At 72.8% G+C, this 19209-nt stretch carries 21 protein-coding genes; 10 read left to right on the top strand and 11 right to left on the bottom strand.

The features are described from left to right. Positions 1-38: 38 nt before the first annotated feature. Complete coding sequence (sigJ, locus tag AB0L34_RS00940) at positions 39-1004, bottom strand: RNA polymerase sigma factor SigJ (RefSeq protein WP_363700792.1); 966 nt, start codon at positions 1002-1004, stop codon at positions 39-41. 391 nt (positions 1005-1395) lie between these two features. Between sigJ and AB0L34_RS00935 the strand changes: the two genes are divergently transcribed. The 3 genes from AB0L34_RS00935 to AB0L34_RS00925 all read left to right on the top strand — a co-directional run bounded on the left by AB0L34_RS00935 (position 1396) and on the right by AB0L34_RS00925 (position 4114). Further along, positions 1396-2022 (top strand): DUF47 family protein, encoded by a 627-nt coding sequence (locus AB0L34_RS00935; protein WP_350706910.1) that lies wholly within the window; start codon positions 1396-1398, stop codon positions 2020-2022. Positions 2023-2026: 4 nt separating this feature from the next. Then, the gene (locus AB0L34_RS00930) at positions 2027-3031 is read left to right on the top strand and encodes an inorganic phosphate transporter (RefSeq protein WP_363700790.1); all 1005 of its coding nucleotides are present in this window, start codon (positions 2027-2029) and stop codon (positions 3029-3031) included. A gap of 249 nt (positions 3032-3280) precedes the next feature. Further along, positions 3281-4114, top strand: coding sequence for an NUDIX domain-containing protein (locus AB0L34_RS00925; protein ID WP_363700788.1), 834 nt, complete (start codon positions 3281-3283; stop codon positions 4112-4114). Between the two features lie 160 nt (positions 4115-4274). On the opposite strand, the gene pstB is transcribed toward AB0L34_RS00925, so the two are convergent. From pstB to AB0L34_RS00890, 7 genes are all read right to left on the bottom strand, one after another. Further along, positions 4275-5051 carry a phosphate ABC transporter ATP-binding protein PstB gene (gene pstB, locus AB0L34_RS00920; protein WP_350684604.1) on the bottom strand — a complete coding sequence of 259 codons (777 nt, stop codon included), beginning with the start codon at positions 5049-5051 and terminating at the stop codon, positions 4275-4277. Positions 5052-5071: 20 nt separating this feature from the next. Next, a complete protein-coding gene (pstA, locus tag AB0L34_RS00915) occupies positions 5072-6160 on the bottom strand; it encodes a phosphate ABC transporter permease PstA (RefSeq protein ID WP_363700786.1) in 1089 nt (362 codons plus the stop codon). Continuing rightward, positions 6157-7248 (bottom strand): phosphate ABC transporter permease subunit PstC, encoded by a 1092-nt coding sequence (gene pstC / locus AB0L34_RS00910; protein ID WP_363700784.1) that lies wholly within the window; start codon positions 7246-7248, stop codon positions 6157-6159. Before pstC ends, pstA begins: the two co-directional genes overlap by 4 nt. Positions 7249-7299: 51 nt before the next feature. Beyond that, positions 7300-8406 (bottom strand): phosphate ABC transporter substrate-binding protein PstS, encoded by a 1107-nt coding sequence (gene pstS / locus AB0L34_RS00905; RefSeq protein ID WP_357457567.1) that lies wholly within the window; start codon positions 8404-8406, stop codon positions 7300-7302. 333 nt (positions 8407-8739) lie between these two features. Next, positions 8740-9666, bottom strand: coding sequence for a mycothiol synthase (mshD, locus tag AB0L34_RS00900; RefSeq protein ID WP_357457565.1), 927 nt, complete (start codon positions 9664-9666; stop codon positions 8740-8742). Positions 9667-9787: 121 nt separating this feature from the next. After that, positions 9788-10696, bottom strand: coding sequence for a polysaccharide deacetylase family protein (locus tag AB0L34_RS00895; RefSeq protein ID WP_363700915.1), 909 nt, complete (start codon positions 10694-10696; stop codon positions 9788-9790). A 108-nt stretch (positions 10697-10804) separates the two neighbouring features. Beyond that, positions 10805-11524, bottom strand: coding sequence for a response regulator transcription factor (locus AB0L34_RS00890; RefSeq protein ID WP_357457563.1), 720 nt, complete (start codon positions 11522-11524; stop codon positions 10805-10807). Positions 11525-11768: 244 nt separating this feature from the next. Here AB0L34_RS00890 and AB0L34_RS00885 point away from each other — a divergent pair, with 244 nt between their 5' ends. The 6 genes from AB0L34_RS00885 to AB0L34_RS00860 all read left to right on the top strand — a co-directional run bounded on the left by AB0L34_RS00885 (position 11769) and on the right by AB0L34_RS00860 (position 16218). Continuing rightward, a complete protein-coding gene (locus tag AB0L34_RS00885; protein ID WP_357457561.1) occupies positions 11769-12830 on the top strand; it encodes a hypothetical protein in 1062 nt (353 codons plus the stop codon). Between the two features lie 82 nt (positions 12831-12912). Then, on the top strand, positions 12913-13701 hold the full coding sequence (locus tag AB0L34_RS00880; RefSeq protein WP_363700781.1) for a DUF2993 domain-containing protein: 789 nt from the start codon (positions 12913-12915) through the stop codon (positions 13699-13701). A 106-nt stretch (positions 13702-13807) separates the two neighbouring features. Beyond that, positions 13808-13885 (top strand): Ms5788A family Cys-rich leader peptide, encoded by a 78-nt coding sequence (locus AB0L34_RS00875; protein WP_311202345.1) that lies wholly within the window; start codon positions 13808-13810, stop codon positions 13883-13885. 209 nt (positions 13886-14094) lie between these two features. Further along, positions 14095-14943, top strand: a complete 849-nt coding sequence (locus AB0L34_RS00870; protein ID WP_357457557.1) for a sulfurtransferase — start codon at positions 14095-14097, stop codon at positions 14941-14943. A gap of 3 nt (positions 14944-14946) precedes the next feature. Further along, the gene (locus tag AB0L34_RS00865; RefSeq protein ID WP_350684595.1) at positions 14947-15270 is read left to right on the top strand and encodes a DUF1416 domain-containing protein; all 324 of its coding nucleotides are present in this window, start codon (positions 14947-14949) and stop codon (positions 15268-15270) included. Positions 15271-15363: 93 nt separating this feature from the next. After that, positions 15364-16218 (top strand): hypothetical protein, encoded by an 855-nt coding sequence (locus tag AB0L34_RS00860; RefSeq protein ID WP_363700779.1) that lies wholly within the window; start codon positions 15364-15366, stop codon positions 16216-16218. Between the two features lie 9 nt (positions 16219-16227). Here the strand turns inward: AB0L34_RS00860 and AB0L34_RS00855 are convergent, their stop codons facing one another. From AB0L34_RS00855 to AB0L34_RS00845, 3 genes are read right to left on the bottom strand one after another with little or no spacing between them, the layout of a single operon-like run. After that, on the bottom strand, positions 16228-18285 hold the full coding sequence (locus AB0L34_RS00855) for a glycogen debranching N-terminal domain-containing protein (protein ID WP_363700777.1): 2058 nt from the start codon (positions 18283-18285) through the stop codon (positions 16228-16230). Further along, complete coding sequence (locus AB0L34_RS00850; protein ID WP_357457553.1) at positions 18282-18662, bottom strand: SCP2 sterol-binding domain-containing protein; 381 nt, start codon at positions 18660-18662, stop codon at positions 18282-18284. The genes AB0L34_RS00855 and AB0L34_RS00850 overlap by 4 nt, the downstream gene beginning before the upstream one ends. A 55-nt stretch (positions 18663-18717) precedes the next feature. Beyond that, positions 18718-19092, bottom strand: a complete 375-nt coding sequence (locus AB0L34_RS00845) for a DsrE family protein (RefSeq protein ID WP_350706940.1) — start codon at positions 19090-19092, stop codon at positions 18718-18720. 12 nt (positions 19093-19104) lie between these two features. On the opposite strand from AB0L34_RS00845, the gene mtfM reads away from it, so the two are divergent. After that, positions 19105-19209, top strand: a complete 105-nt coding sequence (gene mtfM, locus AB0L34_RS00840) for a small membrane protein MtfM (protein ID WP_267897534.1) — start codon at positions 19105-19107, stop codon at positions 19207-19209.

Raw genomic sequence — 19209 nt, 5'->3', positions numbered from 1 at the left:
GACGCGGCACCTGGATGTCGCCGCCGCGGCGCCGGGGGTCACCAGCGTGGCGGCCAGCCGTCGTCGGCCCCCAGCGGCGGCACGGCGCGCAGCTTCTCGGGGTTGAGCTGGTGGAAGATCCCGGTCACCCGGCCGCCGTCCACCGCCAGGGCGGCGACCACCCGCAGCGGCCGGCCGTCGGAGTGCACCGTCTCCATCTGCATGCCCAGCACGCCGTCGACGAGCACCGGGCGGGTGCGCACCGTGGCGCCGTAGCGGCCGGCCCGGCCGAAGATGCCCAGGACGAACCGGGCCACCGCGTCGACGCCGACCACCGGGCGGCGGGCCGCCGGGAAGTGGCCGCCGCTGTCGCCGATGAGGACCACGCCCGGGGCGAGCACCCGCACCAGCGCGTCCAGGTCGCCCGACTCGACGGCGGCGACGAACGCGGCGACGACCCGGCGCTGCTCGACCGGGTCGGCGGTGTCCCGGGGTGCGTCGGGCGCCTGCACCGCCCGGCGGGCCCGGGAGGCGAGCTGGCGGGCGGCGGCGTCGGTCGTGCCGAGCGCCTCGGCGATCCGGGGGAAGGGCACGGCGAAGACGTCGTGCAGCACGAAGGCGACCCGCTGCTCCGGCGTGAGCCGTTCCAGCACCACCATGAGCGCCGTGCCGACCTGGTCGGTGCGGACCGCGCGCTCCGCCGGGTCGGGCGCGAAGCCGTCGGTGCGCGGGCCCTGGTCGAGCGGGGTCACCACGGGCTCCGGCAGCCACTGGCCGGGGTACGCCTCCCGCCGCACCCGCGCCGAGCGCAGCACGTCCAGGCAGATCCGGGCGCAGGCGGTGGTCAGCCAGGCGCCGAGGTGCCGGATCTCGGCGCGGGCCGCCGGGTCGGCGAGCGCGGCGGCGTACCGCAGCCAGGTCTCCTGCACGGCGTCCTCGGCCTCGCCACGACTGCCGAGCATCCGGTACGCGACCGCCAGCAGCCGCCCCCGCTCGGCCTCGAACTCCGTCGCCAGATCCCGCACGCGAACCTCCCAGCACCGGCCTTCGCCCATTCTCCCGCCACCCCGACCCGTCCACCGCCCCGCCGTGACGGGCGGACGGGGCGGGGCTGGTACGCGGCGCCGGCGGACCGCGGGTGGTACCGCGACCGGGCGGTCGCGCACCTGCTCAGGGAGACGTTCGGCACCCCTGCATCCGGGGTATCCGCCTGCCGGTTTCGACGTCCGGCGGGAACGGGAGCGGCTGCTGGGATCTGAGGGAAACGTCGTAGGTGAACGACAGGTGAACGACCGATGAATGTGGCCTGACCAGGGGGAGGCCGCGGAATTCCCGCTTCCGTCGTTTCCTAGCATTCCCAGTCGGGCATCCCTCCGGGCGGCCGTACCCTTCCACCGACACGACGAGGTCCGTGCTGTGAAGTTTTCCTTCCGCCCGAACGAGGGCGCCTTCTACGAGCTCTTCACCAGGGCCGCGCAGAACCTGGTGAAGGGCACCGAACTGCTCAACGAGCTGGCCCTGCCCGGTGTGGAGGTGCAGTCGGTCAGCGAGCGGCTCACCGAGGTGGAGCACGACAGCGACCAGATCACCCACGAGCTCTACAAGAAGATCAACTCCACCTTCATCACGCCGTTCGACCGGGAGGACATCTACCGGCTCGGCTCGCTGCTGGACGACGTGATGGACCACCTCGAGGCGGTCGGCAACCTGCTCTACCTCTACGGGCTCACCAAGATCCCGTCGCTGCCCCGGGAGATGCACGAGCTGATCAACGTCCTCGACGCGCAGGCGAAGCTGACCGCCGAGGCCATGCCGCGGCTGAAGTCGATGAAGGACCTCGAGGACTACTGGATCGAGTGCAACCGGCTCGAGAACGACGGCGACCAGGCGTACCGGATGCTGCTGGTCCGCCTCTTCTCCGGCGAGTACGACGCACTGACCGTGCTGAAGATGAAGGAGGTCGCCGACGAGCTGGAGGCCGCCTGCGACTCCTTCGAGCACGTGGCGAACACCGTCGAGACCATCGCGGTCAAGGAGTCCTGATCCTGTGAGCCCCGAACTCATCGCCGTGCTGGCGGTGATCGCGGTGGCGTTGGCGTTCGACTACACCAACGGCTTCCACGACGCCGCCAACGCGATCGCGACCAGCATCTCCACCCGGGCGCTCACACCCCGGGTGGCCCTGGCCATGGCGGCGGTCGGCAACTTCATCGGCGCCCACTTCGGCGCCGAGGTGGCCAAGACCGTCGGCAGCGGCCTGGTGAAACTACCCACCGGGCAGGCCAGCCTCGGCATCGTCTTCGCCGGCGTGATCGGCGCGATCGTGTGGAACCTGATCACCTGGTACTTCGGCCTGCCGTCGTCCTCGTCGCACGCGCTGATCGGCGGACTGGTCGGCTCGACCGTCGCCGCGTCCGGCACCGTGCTCTGGAGCGGCATCGGGGAGAGCGTGATCATCCCGATGATCCTCTCGCCGATGGTCGGCTTCCTGCTCGGTTACATCGTCATGATCGCCGTACAGTGGATCTTCCGAAAGGGGCACCCCGGCAAGCTCAACCGAGGCTTCCGCTGGGCGCAGACCGCGTCGGCCGCCGCGATGTCGGTCGGCCACGGCATGCAGGACGCCGCCAAGACCATCGGCATCGTGGTGCTCGCCCTCTACGTGGGCGGCTACCAGGACGACCCGAGCTTCATCCCGGAGTGGGCGTTCTGGACCTCGGCGGCCGTGCTGGCCGCCGGCACGTACGCCGGTGGGTGGCGGATCATCCGGACGCTCGGCCGGAAGATCATCGACCTGAAGCCGCCGGAGGGCTTCGCGGCCGAGACCGTGGCCAGCTCGGTGCTCTACTTCAACGCGCTGGTCCTCGGCGCCCCGATCTCGACCACCCACACGATCACCTCGGCGATCATGGGTGTCGGCGCCACCAAGCGGCTCTCCGCCGTGCGGTGGGGCGTGGCCGGCAACATCGTCGGCGCGTGGATCCTCACGTTCCCGGCGGCCGGCTCGATCGGCGCCCTGATGTACTTCCTGGCCCGCCCGCTCTTCAGCTGACGGCTCACCCGGAGGGCCCCCGCCGACCCGCGGGGGCCCGCCCCACCGCCCGGGGCGGCACGCGTAGTCGACGCCGATCCGGGCGCGGATCCCGTCGAGCAGGGCCATCACCTCCAGGGTGGCCGCGTGCGGGACCAGGGGCTCTCCGGCAGTGGCCGGGATGCCCCGACGGGTCATGGCGGCCACGCCAGTGCCGGATCAACGGACCACAGGGCGGGCGATCCACCGGTCGGGAACTAGGCTCGGCGCATGACGATCCACGCCGACGGCTTCCCCGCACCCCCGGCGCTGGTGGAGCACGCCCGCCGGTTCCGCGCCGAGGGCGGCATCCCGGCGGCGCCCCGGGTCGCGGCCACCGTGCTGCTGCTCCGCCCGGCCGGCGACGACTTCGAGGTGTACCTGATCCGGCGGGTCGCCGCGATGGCCTTCGGCGGGATGTACGCCTTCCCCGGCGGCGGGGTCGACCCCTCGGACTCGCAGGCGCACCTGGACTGGGCCGGCCCGACGCCGGCCGGCTGGGCCGAGCGGCTGGGGCAGACCCCGGCGGCCGCCCAGGCGGTGGTCTGCGCCGCCGCCCGCGAGGTGTTCGAGGAGGCCGGGGTCCTGCTCGCCGGCCCCGACGCCGGGGCCGTGGTGGGCGACGTCAGCGGCGACGACTGGGAGGCCGACCGGGTGGCGCTGGAGCAGCGCCGGGCCGGCTTCGCGGACCTGCTCGCCCGGCGCGGGCTCACCCTCCGGTCGGACCTGCTGCTGCCGTGGAGCCGGTGGATCACGCCGGAGTTCGAGCCGCGCCGCTTCGACACGTACTTCTTCGTGGCTCTCCTGCCCGAGGGGCAGCGGACCCGGGACGTCTCCGGCGAGGCCGACCACACCCTGTGGATCCGCCCGGCGGACGCCCTGGCCCGGGCGGAGGCGGGCGAGCTGACCATGCTGCCGCCGACCCTGGTGACCCTGGCCCAGGTGGCCGCCGGCGGCGACCTGGCCGGCGTCGCCGCGGCGGCGGCGACCCGGGACGCCGCCACCCCGGTCGCCCCGCGCCTCGACCTGCCCGACGACGGCGAACCCCGCTTCGTGCTGGCCTGACCGCCGCATCCGCGCCGCCGTGTGCCGGCGCTGCCGTGCGCCCTGGTCGGGGACCGACGGGACGGGAGTCGGCCGACGCGGTCGGGGGCCGGGCCGCAGACGCCGACGGCGCCCCGCCCGGGACGGGGACGGGACGCCGGTGGGCGGGGACGGGGCCGGTTCAGCCGAAGCGGCCGGTGATGTAGTCCTCGGTCTTCTTCACCCCGGGGTTGCTGAAGATCTTCTGCGTGTTGTCGTACTCGATCAGGCGGCCCGGGTCGCCGGTCTTCTCGATGGAGAAGAAGGCGGTCCGGTCCGAGACGCGGGCGGCCTGCTGCATGTTGTGCGTGACGATGATGATGGTGAACTTGTCCTTGAGCTGGAACATCAGGTCCTCGATGGCCAGCGTGGAGATCGGGTCGAGCGCCGAGCAGGGCTCGTCCATCAGCACCACCTGCGGCTCGACCGCGATGGTCCGGGCGATGCAGAGCCGCTGCTGCTGACCGCCGGAGAGGCCGGCGCCGGGCTTGCCGAGCCGGTCCTTCACCTCGTCCCAGAGGTTGGCCGAGCGGAGCGCCTTCTCGGCCGCCTCGTCCAGGATCGACTTCTTGCGGACCCCGTTGAGCCGCAGGCCGGCCACCACGTTCTCGAAGATGCTCATGGTGGGGAACGGGTTCGGCCGCTGGAAGACCATGCCGATCATGCGGCGGACGGCGGTGACGTCGACGTCCCGGTCGTAGATGTCCTGGTCGTCGATGGTGAGGCTGCCCTCGACCCGGGCGCCGGGAAGCACCTCGTGCATCCGGTTGATCGACCGGAGGAAGGTGGACTTGCCGCAGCCGGACGGGCCGATCAGGGCGGTCACCGTCTTCGGCTCGACGGTGAGGTTGATGTTCTCGATCGCCTTGAAGGCGCCGTAGTAGGCGGTCACGTTCGAGGCTTCGATGCGCTTGGCCATGGTGGTGGTACCTCCGGGGTTCATCGGCCGAGCCGGTTGCGGCGGGCCAGCAGCTTCGCCGCGACGGTCAGGATCAGCACGAGGGCGACCAGGGTGAGTGCCGCGGTCCACGCCCGCGCCGGCGCGTACCGGGACGCGTCGCCCGCCTGCTGGTAGACGAAGAGGGCCAGCGACGACTGGTTGTTCTCGAACGGATTGAAGTTGATCGCCGCGCCGCCGCCCGCGACGAGCAGCACCGGGGCGGTCTCGCCGGCCGCGCGGGCGATGGCGAGCATGACGCCGGTGACGATGCCCGGCAGCGCGGTGGGCAGCACGACCCGCAGGATGGTCTTCCACTTCGGCACGCCGAGGGCGTACGCCCCCTCGCGCAGCGGCGCCGGGACGAGACGCAGCATCTCCTCGGTGGAGCGGACCACGGTGGGCAGCATCAGCACGCTCAGCGCGAGCGCGGCGGCGAAGCCGGAGAAGCTCGGCCGGCCGTCGTTGAACCACGGCGAGACGATCAGCACCCAGAACGCCAGCACGAACAGGCCGGCGACGATCGACGGGATGCCCGTCATGACGTCCACGAAGAACCGGATCGCGAAGGCGAACCGGCCCCGGCCGTACTCGACGACGTAGATGGCGCAGAGGATGCCGAGCGGGACGGTGATCAGGGCGGCGATGCCGACCTGCTGCAACGTGCCGACGATCGCGTGGTACGCCCCGCCGTTCGGGTCGCGGGCGCCGATGTTGTTCATCGAGGTGAGGAAGAAGTCGCCGTCCAGCCGTTCGGCGCCCTTGCTGACCAGCGTCCAGACCACCGAGGCCAGCGGCAGGACGGCCAGCACGAACGCGGAGTGGATCAGCGCGCTCCAGGTGCGGTTGCGTGCCGACCGGCGCCCCTCGACCGCGTTCGCCGCGGCGAAGAGGCCGACCAGGTAGAGCACCGCGCCGAGTACCACGACCAGCACCGGGCCGCCGATGCCGGCGCCGTACACGACCGCGGCGGCGACCAGCAGCGCGGCCGCCGCGACGGCCGGTGCGGCGTACTTCGGCAGCCGCCGGGCCTTCAGGGTGGGCGGCTGCGCGGGCGGACGGTTCCGGTGCGTCGTGACTGTGGTGGTCATGCGGCCGACTCCGTGAACTCCCGGCGGCGGTGGATGATCGCCCGCGCCGTGATGTTGACGATCAGCGTGATGGCGAAGAGCACCAGACCGGAGGCGATCAGCGCGCCCCGACCCGTGTCGTTCGCCTCGCCGAACGTGTTGGCGATGTTGGCGGCGATGGTGTTGCCGCCGCTCTCGATGAGGTTGAACGAGATGCTGAAGGTGATGCCGAGGGTCATCGCCAGGGCGATGGTCTCGCCGAGCGCCCGGCCCAGCCCGAGCATCACCGCGGCGACGATGCCGGGGCGGCCGTACGGCAGCACCGCGGTGCGGATCATCTCCCAGCGGGTGGCGCCGAGGGCGAGGGCGGCCTCCTCGTTGGCGGTCGGGGTCTGCAGGAACACCTCGCGGGAGAGCGACGTGATGATCGGCAGCACCATGATCGCCAGGACCAGCGCGCCCAGCATGATGGACTTCCCGAACGGGCCGTCGCCGCCGAAGACCGGAATCCACCCGAAGTACGTGTTCAGCCAGGTGGAGAAGTCCCGGACCGGGTTGATGAAGACGTCCCGGCCCCAGAGGCCGAAGACCACGCTCGGCACCGCGGCCAGCAGGTCGATCAGGAAGCCCAGCGTGGTGCCGAGCCGGCGTGGCGCGTAGTGGGACAGGTAGAGCGCGATCCCCAGGGCCACCGGCACCGCCATCAGCAGGGCCAGGGCGGAGCTGAGCACGGTGCCGAAGGCGAGCGCCCCGATGCCGAACTTCGGCTCCGCGTCGTTCGGGAACCAGCCCTCGAAGGTCCAGAAGCCCTCGGTGTTGGCCCGTAGCGCCGGCACGGCCTTGGCGATCAGGAAGACCGCGATCGCGGCGATGATGACCAGGACGGCGACGCCGGCGGCCAGGGTGAGGCCCCGGAAGGCGCGCTCTGCGCCGAACGCCCGGGCCCGGGGCAGCGCGCCACCGCCGCCCAGCCCGGCTCCGCCCGGGATGCGGGTGCTGACTGGTGGCTCGGCCAGACGCGCCGAGGCACCGACGGGCCGCTCGTGACCTTCGGTCACGCGGGTCCCGCCGGTGCCGGCGTCGGCCGAGCGCTGAGGGGTTTCACCCATCTGCTCGCTCGCTTCGAGTTGAGGTGGTGGTGATGGTGTCGGTGAGGCGGGTCAGGCGAGGTTCTTGACCGCGGCCTCGACCTTGGTGCGGACCGACTCGGGCAGCGGGGCGTAGCCCAGTTCGGTGAGGTCGGCCTGGCCGGCGGTGCTGGCGGCGTGGCCGAGGAAGCCCTTGACCAGCGGCAGCTTGTCGGCGGGCAGGCCCTTCGAGCAGACGATCTCGTAGGTCACCAGGACGATCGGGTAGGCCCCGGCCTCCTTGGTGTTGTAGTCGATCTTCATCTTGAGGTCGTCGCCCTGGCCGACCACCTCGGCGCCGGCGATGGTCTTACCGGCCGACTCGGCGGTCAGCTCGGCGAACTCGCCGGCACCGTTGCCGATCTTGGCGGTCTTCAGGCCACCGTTCTCGGCGTACGACCACTCGACGTAGCCGATGGTGCCGTCCTGGTTCTTGATGGCGCTGGCCATGCCGTCCGACTTGGCCGCACCGGTGCCGCCCGGGGCCTTCCACTCCTTGGCCTTGCCGAAGGTCCAGTCGGACGCGGCGGTCTTGGCGAGGAAGTCGGTGAAGTTGTCGGTGGTGCCGGAGGAGTCCGAGCGGTGCACCGCGTTGATGGCGGTCGACGGCAGCGTGGCGCCCGGGTTGTCGGCCTTGATGGCCGGGTCGTCCCACTTGGTCACCTTGCCGGCGAAGATCTTCGCCAGGGTGGCCGGCTTGAGCTGGAGGTTGTCCACGCCGTTGACGTTGTAGGCGATGGCGACCGGGCCGATGACCATCGGCAGGTTGATCGCGGCGCCGCCGACGCACTTGGCGTTGGCCTGCGGCTGCTCCTCCTCCTTGAGGGCGGAGTCCGAGCCGGCGAAGTCGGCGGTGCCGGCGATGAAGGCCTGGATGCCGGCGCCCGAGCCGGACGGCTCGTAGTTGATCTTCGCACCGGAGCACTTCTGCTGGTACGCCTTGATCCACTCGTCCATGGCGTTCTTCTGCGCCGACGAGCCCTGGGCGTTCAGCGTGCCGGTGGCGCAGTCGGCGGCGGCGGCCGACCCGGAGGCGGAGGCGCTGCTCGCGGGCTCGTTGTTGTCCGAGCCGCATGCGCTGAGAGCGAGCGTCGCGGTAAGAGCGAGGCAGGCGAGAGTGCCGTGCCGCTGGAGCTTCACCTGAGGGGTTTCCCTTCACGTCTGACTTCGCACCCGGATTGGGGGCCCGGGGCGCCGGCGCTGACCGGCTGGTCCAAAAGTTAGGAGTGCCAGGTAGCCGGTTCGCCGGTCGCACGTGAACGTGAGGTGAACAGGTGCGGCAGCGCAGGTGACCGCTCGCTGAGGGTGAGTTGTCCGTTAAGTGAACTCGGATGCCCCTGTCGGAAGTATGGGCATTTTTCCGGTAGGCCGTTATCTCGCCGACGCGCCGCCGTTATCCGCCGGTGACCCGCCGTCGGTCCGGGTCCGTCGGTCCGGGTCCGTCGCTGTGGCGGCGGACCCGGACGGTGTCGGTCAGGCCGACTGGTAGTTCACGTGCGCGGACCAGCGGGCGAAGCCGAGCCGCTCGTAGAGGGCCACCGCGGCGGAGTTCGACTCGTCGACGTAGAGCATGACCCGGTCCAGGCCCCGTCGGTCCCGCAGGTACGCCAGGCCGGCTGCCGTCAGCGCCCGGCCCAGTCCGCCCCGGTGCGTCGCCGGGTCCACCCCGAGGACGTAGACCTCGCCGATCCGGGCCGAGCCGGGGCGCTCGTGGACCTTCGTCCAGTGGAAGCCGACCAGCCGGCCGGTGGCCGCCTCGACGGCGAGCAGGAAGCCGTCCGGGTCGAACCACGGCTCGGCGAGGCGTACCCGCAGGTCGGCGGGGGACCAGCGGCCCTGCTCGGGGTGCTCGGCGAAGGCCCGCGCGTTGAGGGCGAGCCAGGCGTCGTCGTCGTCGCCCGGCCGGAACGCGCGCAGCGTCACCCCGTCGGGCAGTCGGGGCTCGGGGATCGGCGCGGTCAGCGGCCGGCGCAGTTGCCAGAGCACCCGTGCCCGGCGCAGGCCCAGGTCGACGGCGAGCGCGGCGGCGGACGGGTGGTCGCCGTGCGCCCAGACCCGCAGCGGGCCGCCGGCCGCCGCCAGCACGCCCAGGGCCAGCGCCCGTCCCGTCCCGCGCCGCCGGTACGCCGGGTGCACCGCCAACTCCACGCCGGTCCCGGCCTCGCCGTCGGTGGTGTCCAGGTGGGCGTACCCGGTCAGCGTCCCGTCGGCGGCCCGGGCGGTCAGGTGCACCGCGGCCGCGTCCGGGTCCCGCAGCCGGAGCAGGACGTGCTCGTCGAACGGGTCCGCCCCGTCGGCGTCGCCGGCGGCCCCCGCGAGGGCCAGTACGTCGGCGATCTGCGCGGGGCTGAGGCGGTCGGTCCGGGTCACCTGGTGGCTGGTCGGTGCGGCGCTGGTCATGTCGTCACCGTAGTCCGGTCGGCCGCCGGTCCCGCCGACCTTCAACCGGCCCGCCGGGCGGTGTAGCGGGGCTCACGTCGGCGGGCCGGGCGGGCGGCCACGCCGGGCGGTCCGCCGCGCCTCACGTCGCGCCGTTGGGCAGCGCCGCCACCTTGAACCGGCTGGTCAGGGCCGGCAGGATCTCGTACAGGGCGTCCACTGTGCCCTGCCGGTCGCCGCCGGCGTCGTGCAGCAGCACGACCGAGCCGGGTTCGACGTTGGTGAGGACCATCCCGGCGATCCGGCTGGCCCCCGGCGTCTCCCAGTCCGCCGGGTCGACCGTCCAGTGCAGTGGCGTCATCCCGAGTTCCCGGGACACGGACACCACCGAGCCGGTCCAGGCGCCGCCGGGTTGGCGGTAGTACGCGATCGGGGCGTTCGGCACCGCCGCCCGGATCGCCTCGCTGGTGCGCAGCAGGTCCGCCCGGATGGTCTCCGGCGACTGCTGGCCGAGCGTGACGTCGTGGTTCCAGCTGTGGTTGCACAGGGTGTGCCCGTCGGCCACGATCGCCCGGATCAGGTCGGGGTGGCTCTGCGCGTTCTCGCCCACCACGCAGAAGGTGGCCCGGACGTGGTGCTCGCGGAGCAGGGCGAGCACCTGCGGGGTGTACTGCGGGTCCGGCCCGTCGTCGAAGGTCAGCGCGACCTGCGACGTGCCGCTGGTGGTCTGCGTTCCGTACGGCCCGTCGGCCCCGGTCGGGGTGCCGCTCGGGCTGGCGCCGCCGTCCTGCCCGGCAACCGCGGGCCCGGTGCTCCGGTCGTCGCCGGGCGTGGGCCGGTCGGGGTCGTCCGTCGGCGGCTGGTCGGCGTAGTGCTGGCCGCTGGCCGTCACGTCGGAGGCGGGCCGGTCGGGGACCAGGCTGCGGCCGAGCGCGTACGCGGTGCCGAGCAGGGCGGTCAAGACCAGCACGACGATGCCGACGGCGCGCACGGCGGAGGGATCCCGGATCGTCGTGCCCGTCCGTGCCGAACCGTTGCCCTCGTGGTCGATGCGCACGCCGCCGCCCCCCTTTACTAGCAAACCCGGCAGTCAGACTAAAACCGACGAGCTGCGCCAAAGCGGGCGTACGCGAATAATTCCCCAAAAGGGGAAAAGGACTCAGACCGGCAGCGGGGAGTGCTCCGACTCCGGCAGCGACCGGGACGGCGGCACGACGAACTTGTAGCCCACCTGCCGCACCGTGCCGATCATCGACTCGTACTCGGAGCCGAGCTTCGCCCGCAGCCGCCGGACGTGCACGTCGACCGTGCGGGTGCCGCCGAAGTAGTCGTAGCCCCAGACCTCCCGCAGGAGCTGGTCCCGGGTGAACACCCGGCCGGGGTGCTGCGCCAGGAACTTCAGCAGTTCGAACTCCTTGTAGGTGAGGTCGAGCGGCCGGCCCTTCAGCTTCGCGGCGTACGTGTCCGGGTCGATGGTGAGCTCGCCGGCGCGGATCGAGCCGCCGGCGCCGGACGTCGCGTTGCTCAGCCGGCCGACCGCCAGCCGCAGCCGGGCCTCCACCTCCGCCGGGCCCGCCGAGGCGAGGATGACGTCGTCGACGCCCCAGTCCGCGTTGAGCGCGATCAGCCCGGCCTCGGTGACCACCGCGACCAGCGGCACGCCGAGCCCGGTGGCGTGCAGCATCCGGCAGGTGGCCCGGGCCTCGCTCAGCTCGGAACGGGCGTCGACCAGCACCGCGTCCGGGCTGGGGCCGGCCACCAGGGTGCGGACGTCGCGCGGCGCGGTGCGGACCGAGTGCGGCAGCAGGTCGAGTGCCGGCAGCACAGCGGATGCTTCGCCGGCGCGTGCGGTCACCAGCAGCAGGATCTCCACGATCACCTCCGTCCCGGCGGCCGTCGGCCGCGCGCGACCAGCGCTTTCCGCAGGGGGTGTGGCGCTGATGAACTTGCGTGGGTCCCGGCGTCGCTGACGGGCGGGTAGCGGCTTGAGCGTAACCGATGGCCCCGGCGTCACCTTCGCGTCCTTTCCCGTTTGCCCGGCTTGCCCATGATCGCGCCTCAGGTTTTAACGTTGCCGAAACCGCGACCTCCGCGCCGGCCGGCCGGTCTGGCACGATCGGGGCGTGTTTCCCTCCAGCTCGCCAGAGACCGGCCGCGACCCGTGGTCCGACGGGCCCCGCCCGGGGCCGTCGGCCCCGTCCCGTGGCCAGCCGCCGGCGCCGCGCACCGGGCCCGCCCCAGACGACGACGGCGCCCGCCGCGAGCGTGGCGGGCCGCGTCGGGCCCGTCGTGGTGGCGAGCCGCCGCGCCGGCCCGACGACGAGGCGGACGCCGAGCCGGACGAGGAGATGGTCGAGCCGGTCGAGGTGCGCCGCCCGCTCGCGCTGGCCGTCGCCGGGTTCGCGGTCCTGCTCGGCATCGGCCTGGTGCTCGGGGCGCAGACCTCCGGCCCGGGCCACCGGCTGCCGTTCGCGGGCATCGTCCTCGGCGTGCAACTGCTCTTCGTGCTGGCCTGGACGATGGCCATGCGGCCGCCGGCGCTGCTGCTGGTCGCCCTGGTCAGCGTGGCCGCCGCGGTCGCGGCCGACGCCGCCGCCGTGCAGACGGACGTCGCCGGACTGGCGCCGCTGGGCTACGTCGCGGCGGGCGCCTTCCTCCTCGGGGTGCTCGGCCAACTCGTCCGGCGGGTCGACCGCGTGCGGGTGACCGACTCCCTGGGCGGCACCCTGCTGATCGTGGTGGGCGTCGTCGCCTTCGCCACCCTGATCACGCTCAGCCGGATCCCGGCCGGCACCCAGGCCATCACCGTCTGCCTCACCGCCAGCGGGGTCGCGCTCACCGTCGCCCGGCTCACCGACGCGGTGGCGCCCTGGCCGCGGCTGGCGCCGCAGGTGCCCCGGGGCGCGGCCGGCGTGGTCGGCGGCGCCATGGTCGGCACGCTGGTCAGCGCCGCCCTCGGCAGCTACCTGGTGGCACCCTTCACCCCGACCAGGGCCGCGATCATCGGGCTGGTCGCGGCCGTCGCCGCCGTGCTGGCCGACCTCGCCGTGGGGTACGCGGAGGCGGGCCGGCTGATGGCGGGGGAGCCGCCGACCATGTGGGTGGCCCGGCACATGCAGGGGCCGCTCGGCGGCTTCGCCCTCGCCGCGCCGGCCGCGTACGCCATGTGCAAGCTGGTCCTCTGACGCGCGGTTGAGGATTTCCCCGTCCGGGTAACCATCGAGAGGCCGCTACGCGGCACCCCGGGCACTCACGACAGGAGGCGGCGTGGCGCAGGATCACACGTACGAGGAGCGGCCCCGTCGACGCGGGCGCAAGGTGCTCGTCACCCTCGTCGTCCTGCTCCTGGTCCTCGGCGGCCTGCTCGTCGTGGCCGACCGGGTCGCGGCCGGGGTGGCCGAGCGCGCCATCGCCGACCAGATCCGGCAGGAGGTCGCCAAGCAGGGGGCGCAGTCCTCGGCGCCGGAGGTCGAGGTCGGCGGCTTCCCGTTCCTCACCCAGGTGCTCGACGGCCGGTACGAGCGCATCTCCATCGGGCTGCGCGACGTGCGGGGCTCGGTGCAGGGTGACGTGGTCGCGCTGCCGAAGCTCGACGTGGACGCCCGCAACGTCCGCGCGTCGCTGGACACGATCCGCTCCGGGCAGGGTGACGTGGTCGCCGAGACGGTCGACGGCACCGGCACCATCAGCTACGACAGCCTCGCCAAGCTGCTCGACCGGCCCGGGTTGACCCTCGGCGAGCAGGGCGGCCGGCTCGCCGTCACCGCCCCGGTCGACATCCTCGGTCAGCGGCTCACCGTGACCGGCACCGCCGACATCACCGTCGGCAAGGAGGGGCAGGTGGCGCTGCGCTTCGACGACCTGAACGCCGAGGGGCTGCCGAACGTGCCGCTGGCCCGGACGATGCTCAGCAACTACGCCAAGAGCATCTCCGTCGACGTGCCCCTGCCCGAGCTGCCGTTCCAGCTCGCCGTCCGGGAGGTCCGGCCGCTGCCCGAGGGGCTGGCGGTGACCGCGGACGCGAAGAACGTGCCGATCAACTCCGCCGTCGGCTGAGCCGCCGGCGCGAGCGCGGGGGCGACGGTCCGGTGGCGCGGTGGCGCGTCCCGGATGCTGGTCGGTCCGGTGGCGTCATCGGGCGTGGCTGGTAGGCTCCCTGCTCATGGGGACGCTCCTCACCAAACGGCGCGCGGTCGACCTGTGCCGCGTGGCCACCTGCCTGTGTCGCCCCGTCATCTGACGGCGGGGCTGTCCTCGGCTGCCTGACGCAGCCAGTGGCACTCAGGGTCCGCGTACCCCCGGTGCTCTCCCACCGAACGCCCGGCAGCGGCGCCGTCGCACGAACCCGTGATCCGTTTCCTCGCTATGGGTCCCGCGCGTGGTGCGACAGTTATGTTCATCGATCTCCGCGCGCTGGCTCACCATCCATCCTCACCAGGGAGTGATCTGATGAGTCGCGACACCGCACTCGTCTCGGCCGAGTGGGCCGAGAAGAACATCGACGCCCCGGGCGTCGTCTTCGTCGAGGTCGACGAGGACACCTCGGCCTACGACACCGGCCACATCGCCGGCGCGATCAAGCTGGACTGGAAGACCGACCTGCAGGACCAGGTGCGCCGGGACTTCGTCAACAAGAGTCAGTTCGAGGCCCTGCTCTCCGAGCGCGGCATCGGCAACGACGACACCGTCATCCTCTACGGCGGCAACAACAACTGGTTCGCCGCGTACGCCTACTGGTACTTCAAGCTCTACGGCCACCGCGACGTGAAGCTGCTCGACGGCGGCCGCAAGAAGTGGGAGCTGGACGCCCGCCCGCTGGTGACCGACGCGGTGACCCGCCCGGCGACGCAGTACGTGGCGCAGGAGCCGGACACCTCCATCCGGGCCTTCCGCGACGAGGTCGTGGCCGCGATCGGCACCAAGAACCTGGTCGACGTGCGCAGCCCCGACGAGTTCGCGGGCCGGCTGCTCGCCCCCGCCCACCTGCCGCAGGAGCAGGCGCAGCGGGCCGGGCACATCCCCACCGCGATCAGCGTGCCGTGGTCGAAGGCGGCCAACGAGGACGGCACCTTCAAGTCCGACGACGAGCTGCGCAGGATCTACGCCGACGCCGGGCTGGACGACAGCAGGGAGACCATCGCGTACTGCCGGATCGGCGAGCGCTCCTCGCACAGCTGGTTCGTGCTCCAGGAGCTGCTCGGGCACCGCAACGTGAAGAACTACGACGGATCCTGGACCGAGTACGGCTCGCTGGTCGGCGTGCCGGTCGCGCTCGGCGACGAGCCCGGGGAGGCCTGAGCCATGACCGCACCCACCGCTGCCGGCTGCGCCGCTCCCGACCAGGCCGCCCCGCTGCCCGCGAGCCTCGACCTGGAGAAGGAGACCGTGATCACCGGCGTCGTCCGGTCCGACGCGGGCGAGGCCGTGCCGGGCGCGTACGTCCGGCTGCTCGACTCGACCGGTGAGTTCACCGCCGAGGTGGTGACCTCGCCGGCCGGCCAGTTCCGGTTCTTCGCCGCGCCGGGCACCTGGACCCTGCGGGCGCTCTCCCGGCACGGCAACGGCGACACCGCCGTGACCGCCGGCCGGGGCATCAACGAGGTCGCCGTCACCGTCGCCTCCTGACCCACGCTCTGATCGGCCCGTGGCCCGCCCCTCGCCGAGGGGCGGGCCACGACCGTCTCCGGGCGCGTTCCACCGGCGTGACACGATGGCGTCGTGAACGGTGTCGTAGCGGCGGGGCAGGCCCCGCCCACCGGTCCCGACCGGCCGGCTTCCCGGCGGTGGCTGCCCTGGCTGCTCGCCGCCACCGTGGCCTGGGCGGTGCTGCTGACGGTGCTCACCTGGACGTCGGTGCGGGACGACCCGCCGACCGTCCGGGAGCAGCGCAGTCTGGCCGAGGCCGGCCCGGTCGTCGACCGCGCGGTCGGCGAGTTGGTCGCGGCGGCCGGCGACACCGCCGTGCTGACCCCGCCCGAGATCGAGCGGGGCTGCCGGGTCACCCCGTTCGCCGACGGCGCCGTCCTGATCCGCGGGGTGGACGTGTTCGTCCCCGTCGGCGTGGAGCGGGCACTGCTGGAGCGGGTCGCGGAGCGGCTCCCGGGGCACTGGCGGGCCGGGGTCCGGGTGACCTCGGATGACGGCCCGCGGCTGCGCGCCGACGCGGGCGAGTTCGTCACCGTCGAGGGCACGGTCGTCGGGGACGGCCGGGTCCGGCTGACCGCCGACACGGGCTGCCGGCCGGTCGGCGACGGCTACGCCGCGCCGGCGACCGGCGCCACCGGCGCGGAGACCGAGGCCCTGGCGGCGGCGCTGCGGGCCCTCGGCGGCCCGGCCGGAGCCGCCCCCGAGGTGGTCGTCGCGCCCTGCCCCGCCGGCGGCGCCGCCCGAACCGCCCGCGCCGACGTCGTCCCGGCCCCGCCGTCCCCGGCCGCCACGCTCGCCCCTGTCGCCCGTGTCCCGCTGCTGAACACCCCCCAGGCGTACGCCTACCGGCGCGGCGGCGTCACGGTCATCGCCGGTCTCGCGGGTGACCGGGTCGCCCTCTCCGCCACCACCGGCTGTCCGGCCTGAGGCCGGCGGTCAGTGGCCGGGGGCGTGGTCGTGCGGGGTGCGGCTGCGCCCGAGCGCGTCGACGTGACCCCAGCGGCCGGGGATGTCGAGCAGCTCGACCCGCCCCATCCCCTCGGGCACGGCGGGATCGATGATCAGGTGCTCGCCCTGCGGCTCCAGCCCCAGCATCACCCGTAGCAGCAGCAGCGGGGTGCCCGCCGACCATGCCTGCGGGCTGCACGCGGTCGGGTACTCCACCGGGTACTCGGTGAGGCTCCGCTCGTAGCCGGCGAAGGCCTCCGGCAGTCGCCCCCCGAAGAACCGGGACGCGGCAAGCATCGCCTCGCAGATCTGGCTGGCCTCCCGGCGGAACCCGTACCGCCACAGGCCCCAGGCGATGATCGAGTTGTCGAACGGCCACACCGTCCCCACGTGGTAGCCGACGGGGTTGTACCGCCCCTGGTCGTCGGCGAGGGTCCGTACGCCCCAGCCGGAGAAGAGCCGCGGACCCAGCAGGTGCTCGGCGACCCGGCCGGCCCGCGACTCGTCCACGATGCCGCTCCACAGCAGGTGCCCCATGTTGGAGCTGAGCGCGTCCACGTGCCGGCCGTCGGCGTCGAGGGCGAGCGCGTAGAACTCCCGCTCCGGGATCCAGAAGTCCCGGTTGAACCGCATCTTCAGCTCGGCCGCCTCCCGCTCCAACCGGTCGGCGTACGCGGGGTCGCCCCAGAACGTCCGGGCCAGCCGTGCGCCGCGGATCTTCGCGTCGTACGCGTACCCCTGGAGTTCGCAGGTGGCGCGGGGGAAGCCGGGCAGCCGGCCGTCGTGGTAGGAGATCGAGTCCCAGGAGTCCTTCCAGCACTGGTTCTGCAGCCCCGTCTGCGGGTTGCGCGTCTGGTACCACAGGTATCCGGTCCCGAGCAGGTCGCCGTACGTGTCGATCCAGGCGAGCGCGGCGCGGGTCTGGGCCTCCAGATGCCGCACCAGCCCGGCGTCACCGGTCCACCGCTCGTACTCGTCGAGCAGGATCACGAACAGCGGCGTGGAGTCCGCCGACCCGTAGTACGGCGAGTGGGGCTGCTCCTCGAAACCCGCCGTCTCGCCGTAGCGCAGCTCGTGCAGGACCTTGCCCGGCTCCTCGTCCCGGAAGTCGTCGATCCGGTGACCCTGGAGGCCGGCCAGCATCAAGATCGTCGCCGGGATCAGCTCCGGCAGGAAGGGCACCACCTGGAGCGAGGTGATGATGCTGTCCCGACCGAACAGGGTCATGAACCACGGGAGCCCGGCGGCCATCAGCCGCACGCCGAGGGTGATCGACTCGTAGCGCAGCGCCGCCAGGTCGGCCACGCTCTGCCGGTACGCCCCGGCCAGCGGCTGGCAGTCGCAGCCGAGCTTCGGCGCCCGGGCGATCAGCTCGCCGTGCTCGGCCCGGATCGCTTCCGAGGTGCGACTGCCGCCGTACAGCGGCAGGTTGGCCCGGATGTCCTCGCCGCGTGCCCCGTAGATGACGGTGGCCACCTTCAGCCGGGTGCGCCACTCGCCGTGTGGGCCGAGGCGGATCCGGAAGGTCATGCCGGACACCTCGACGTGTGCGGGCGCGCTGGAGCTGATCACCGTCTCGCGGTGGAAGTTCTCCCGGCGGTAGGTGAGGCGCAGCTCGCCGTCGCCGACGGTGGCGGTGCTGTGGCCGTGCTTCTGCCGGACGTGCTTGATCTCGAACAGGTCCGCGAAGTCGGCGCCCATGTCCAACCGGACGGTGAACTCCGTCTCCTTTCCGGCGTGGTTGAGCAGCGTCAGTTCCTCCTCGAAGCTGTCGCCGATGGACCGGCGCCGGATCACCGACACCTTCGCGTCCAGGTAGTGGGTCGGCTCGCCGGGGACGAGGAAGAAGCGGGTGCGGAAGGACTCCGCGTCGTCGACGCTGAGCGCGTGCAGCCGCTCGCCGTCGAGGGTCAGCACCCAGGTGGAGAGGAACCGGGTGTCGAATGAGAAGAGCCCCGTGGGGAAGTCGAGGGACGGCTCGATGTCGCCGTGCCGGTCGCTGACCAGGAAGGTGTTGCCGTCCAGGATGCTGACCGACTCCCTCACCGCAGCCGTCCGGCCTGCTCGCGGGCGACCTCGCGGGGATCCCGGGTGCCGGGCGGGTCGGGGAAGAACCGGCGGAACACCAGGAAGAGCACGACCTCGCCGCTGAAGCTGCTCTCGTTGCGCAGCACGCTCGAGATCGCCTGGGCCCGGCCGGTGACGAGCCGGTCGAACAATTCCTCGCTCGTGTACCAGATCGCGTCGGCCGGCCCCCGGTTGCGGCTGACGTCGATCGCGCCCGGCTGAAGCCGGACCAGCCAGTGCGCCGTCTGGTTGCCCCGGGCGAGGTCGATCTGCATCGTCCCGCTGACCGGACTGCGCAGCACCTGCGGGGCGCGCGCCGGCAGTGATTCGAAGAACCGCTCCGTCGCCTCGGTCACATTCCGAATCGTAGGCACCGGCTCCACCCGTCGGGCCGGTATCGAGGGGCGAGGGTCAGTAGACCAGCGCCTGCGCCCCCTCGGCCATCGCCTCCTCGACGAAGACCGCCGCGCCGGCGATGCGGACGCCCGGCAGGACGTCGTCCGGGCCGATGTCCCGACGGGCGGCGCACTGGGTGCAGGCGGTCACCGTGCCGGTCGTGAGGATCACGTGCAGCAGCTCGGCCAGCGGGGCCGAGTGCGGCAGCTCGAACTCCTGCGCCCGGCCCGGCAGCGCGAACCAGGTCGATTCCCCGGTCAACCAGAGCGACACGTGCACCCCGGCGGCGGCCGCGGTGGCGGCGACGGTGAAGGCCTGGGCGCACCGCTCGGGGGCGTCCGCGCCGGCGGTGGCCTTGACGACGAGAGTGCGGGCCATGGGGCCCAGCATAGGATGGTCGCGATGGTTACCGAGATCGGGTTCGTCAGCCTGCTGGTCGCCGGCCTGGGCGCGCTCGCCGGTGGCCTGGTCTACCTGGCTGTACGCATATCGAGAGGACGTTGGTGA

Source organism: Micromonospora sp. NPDC052213, from assembly GCF_040679695.1.
In the GTDB taxonomy this organism is placed as follows: Bacteria; Actinomycetota; Actinomycetes; order Mycobacteriales; family Micromonosporaceae; genus Micromonospora.
The sequence above is the reverse complement of the archived record's forward strand: the minus strand, read 5'-3'. Positions and strand labels throughout refer to the sequence as shown.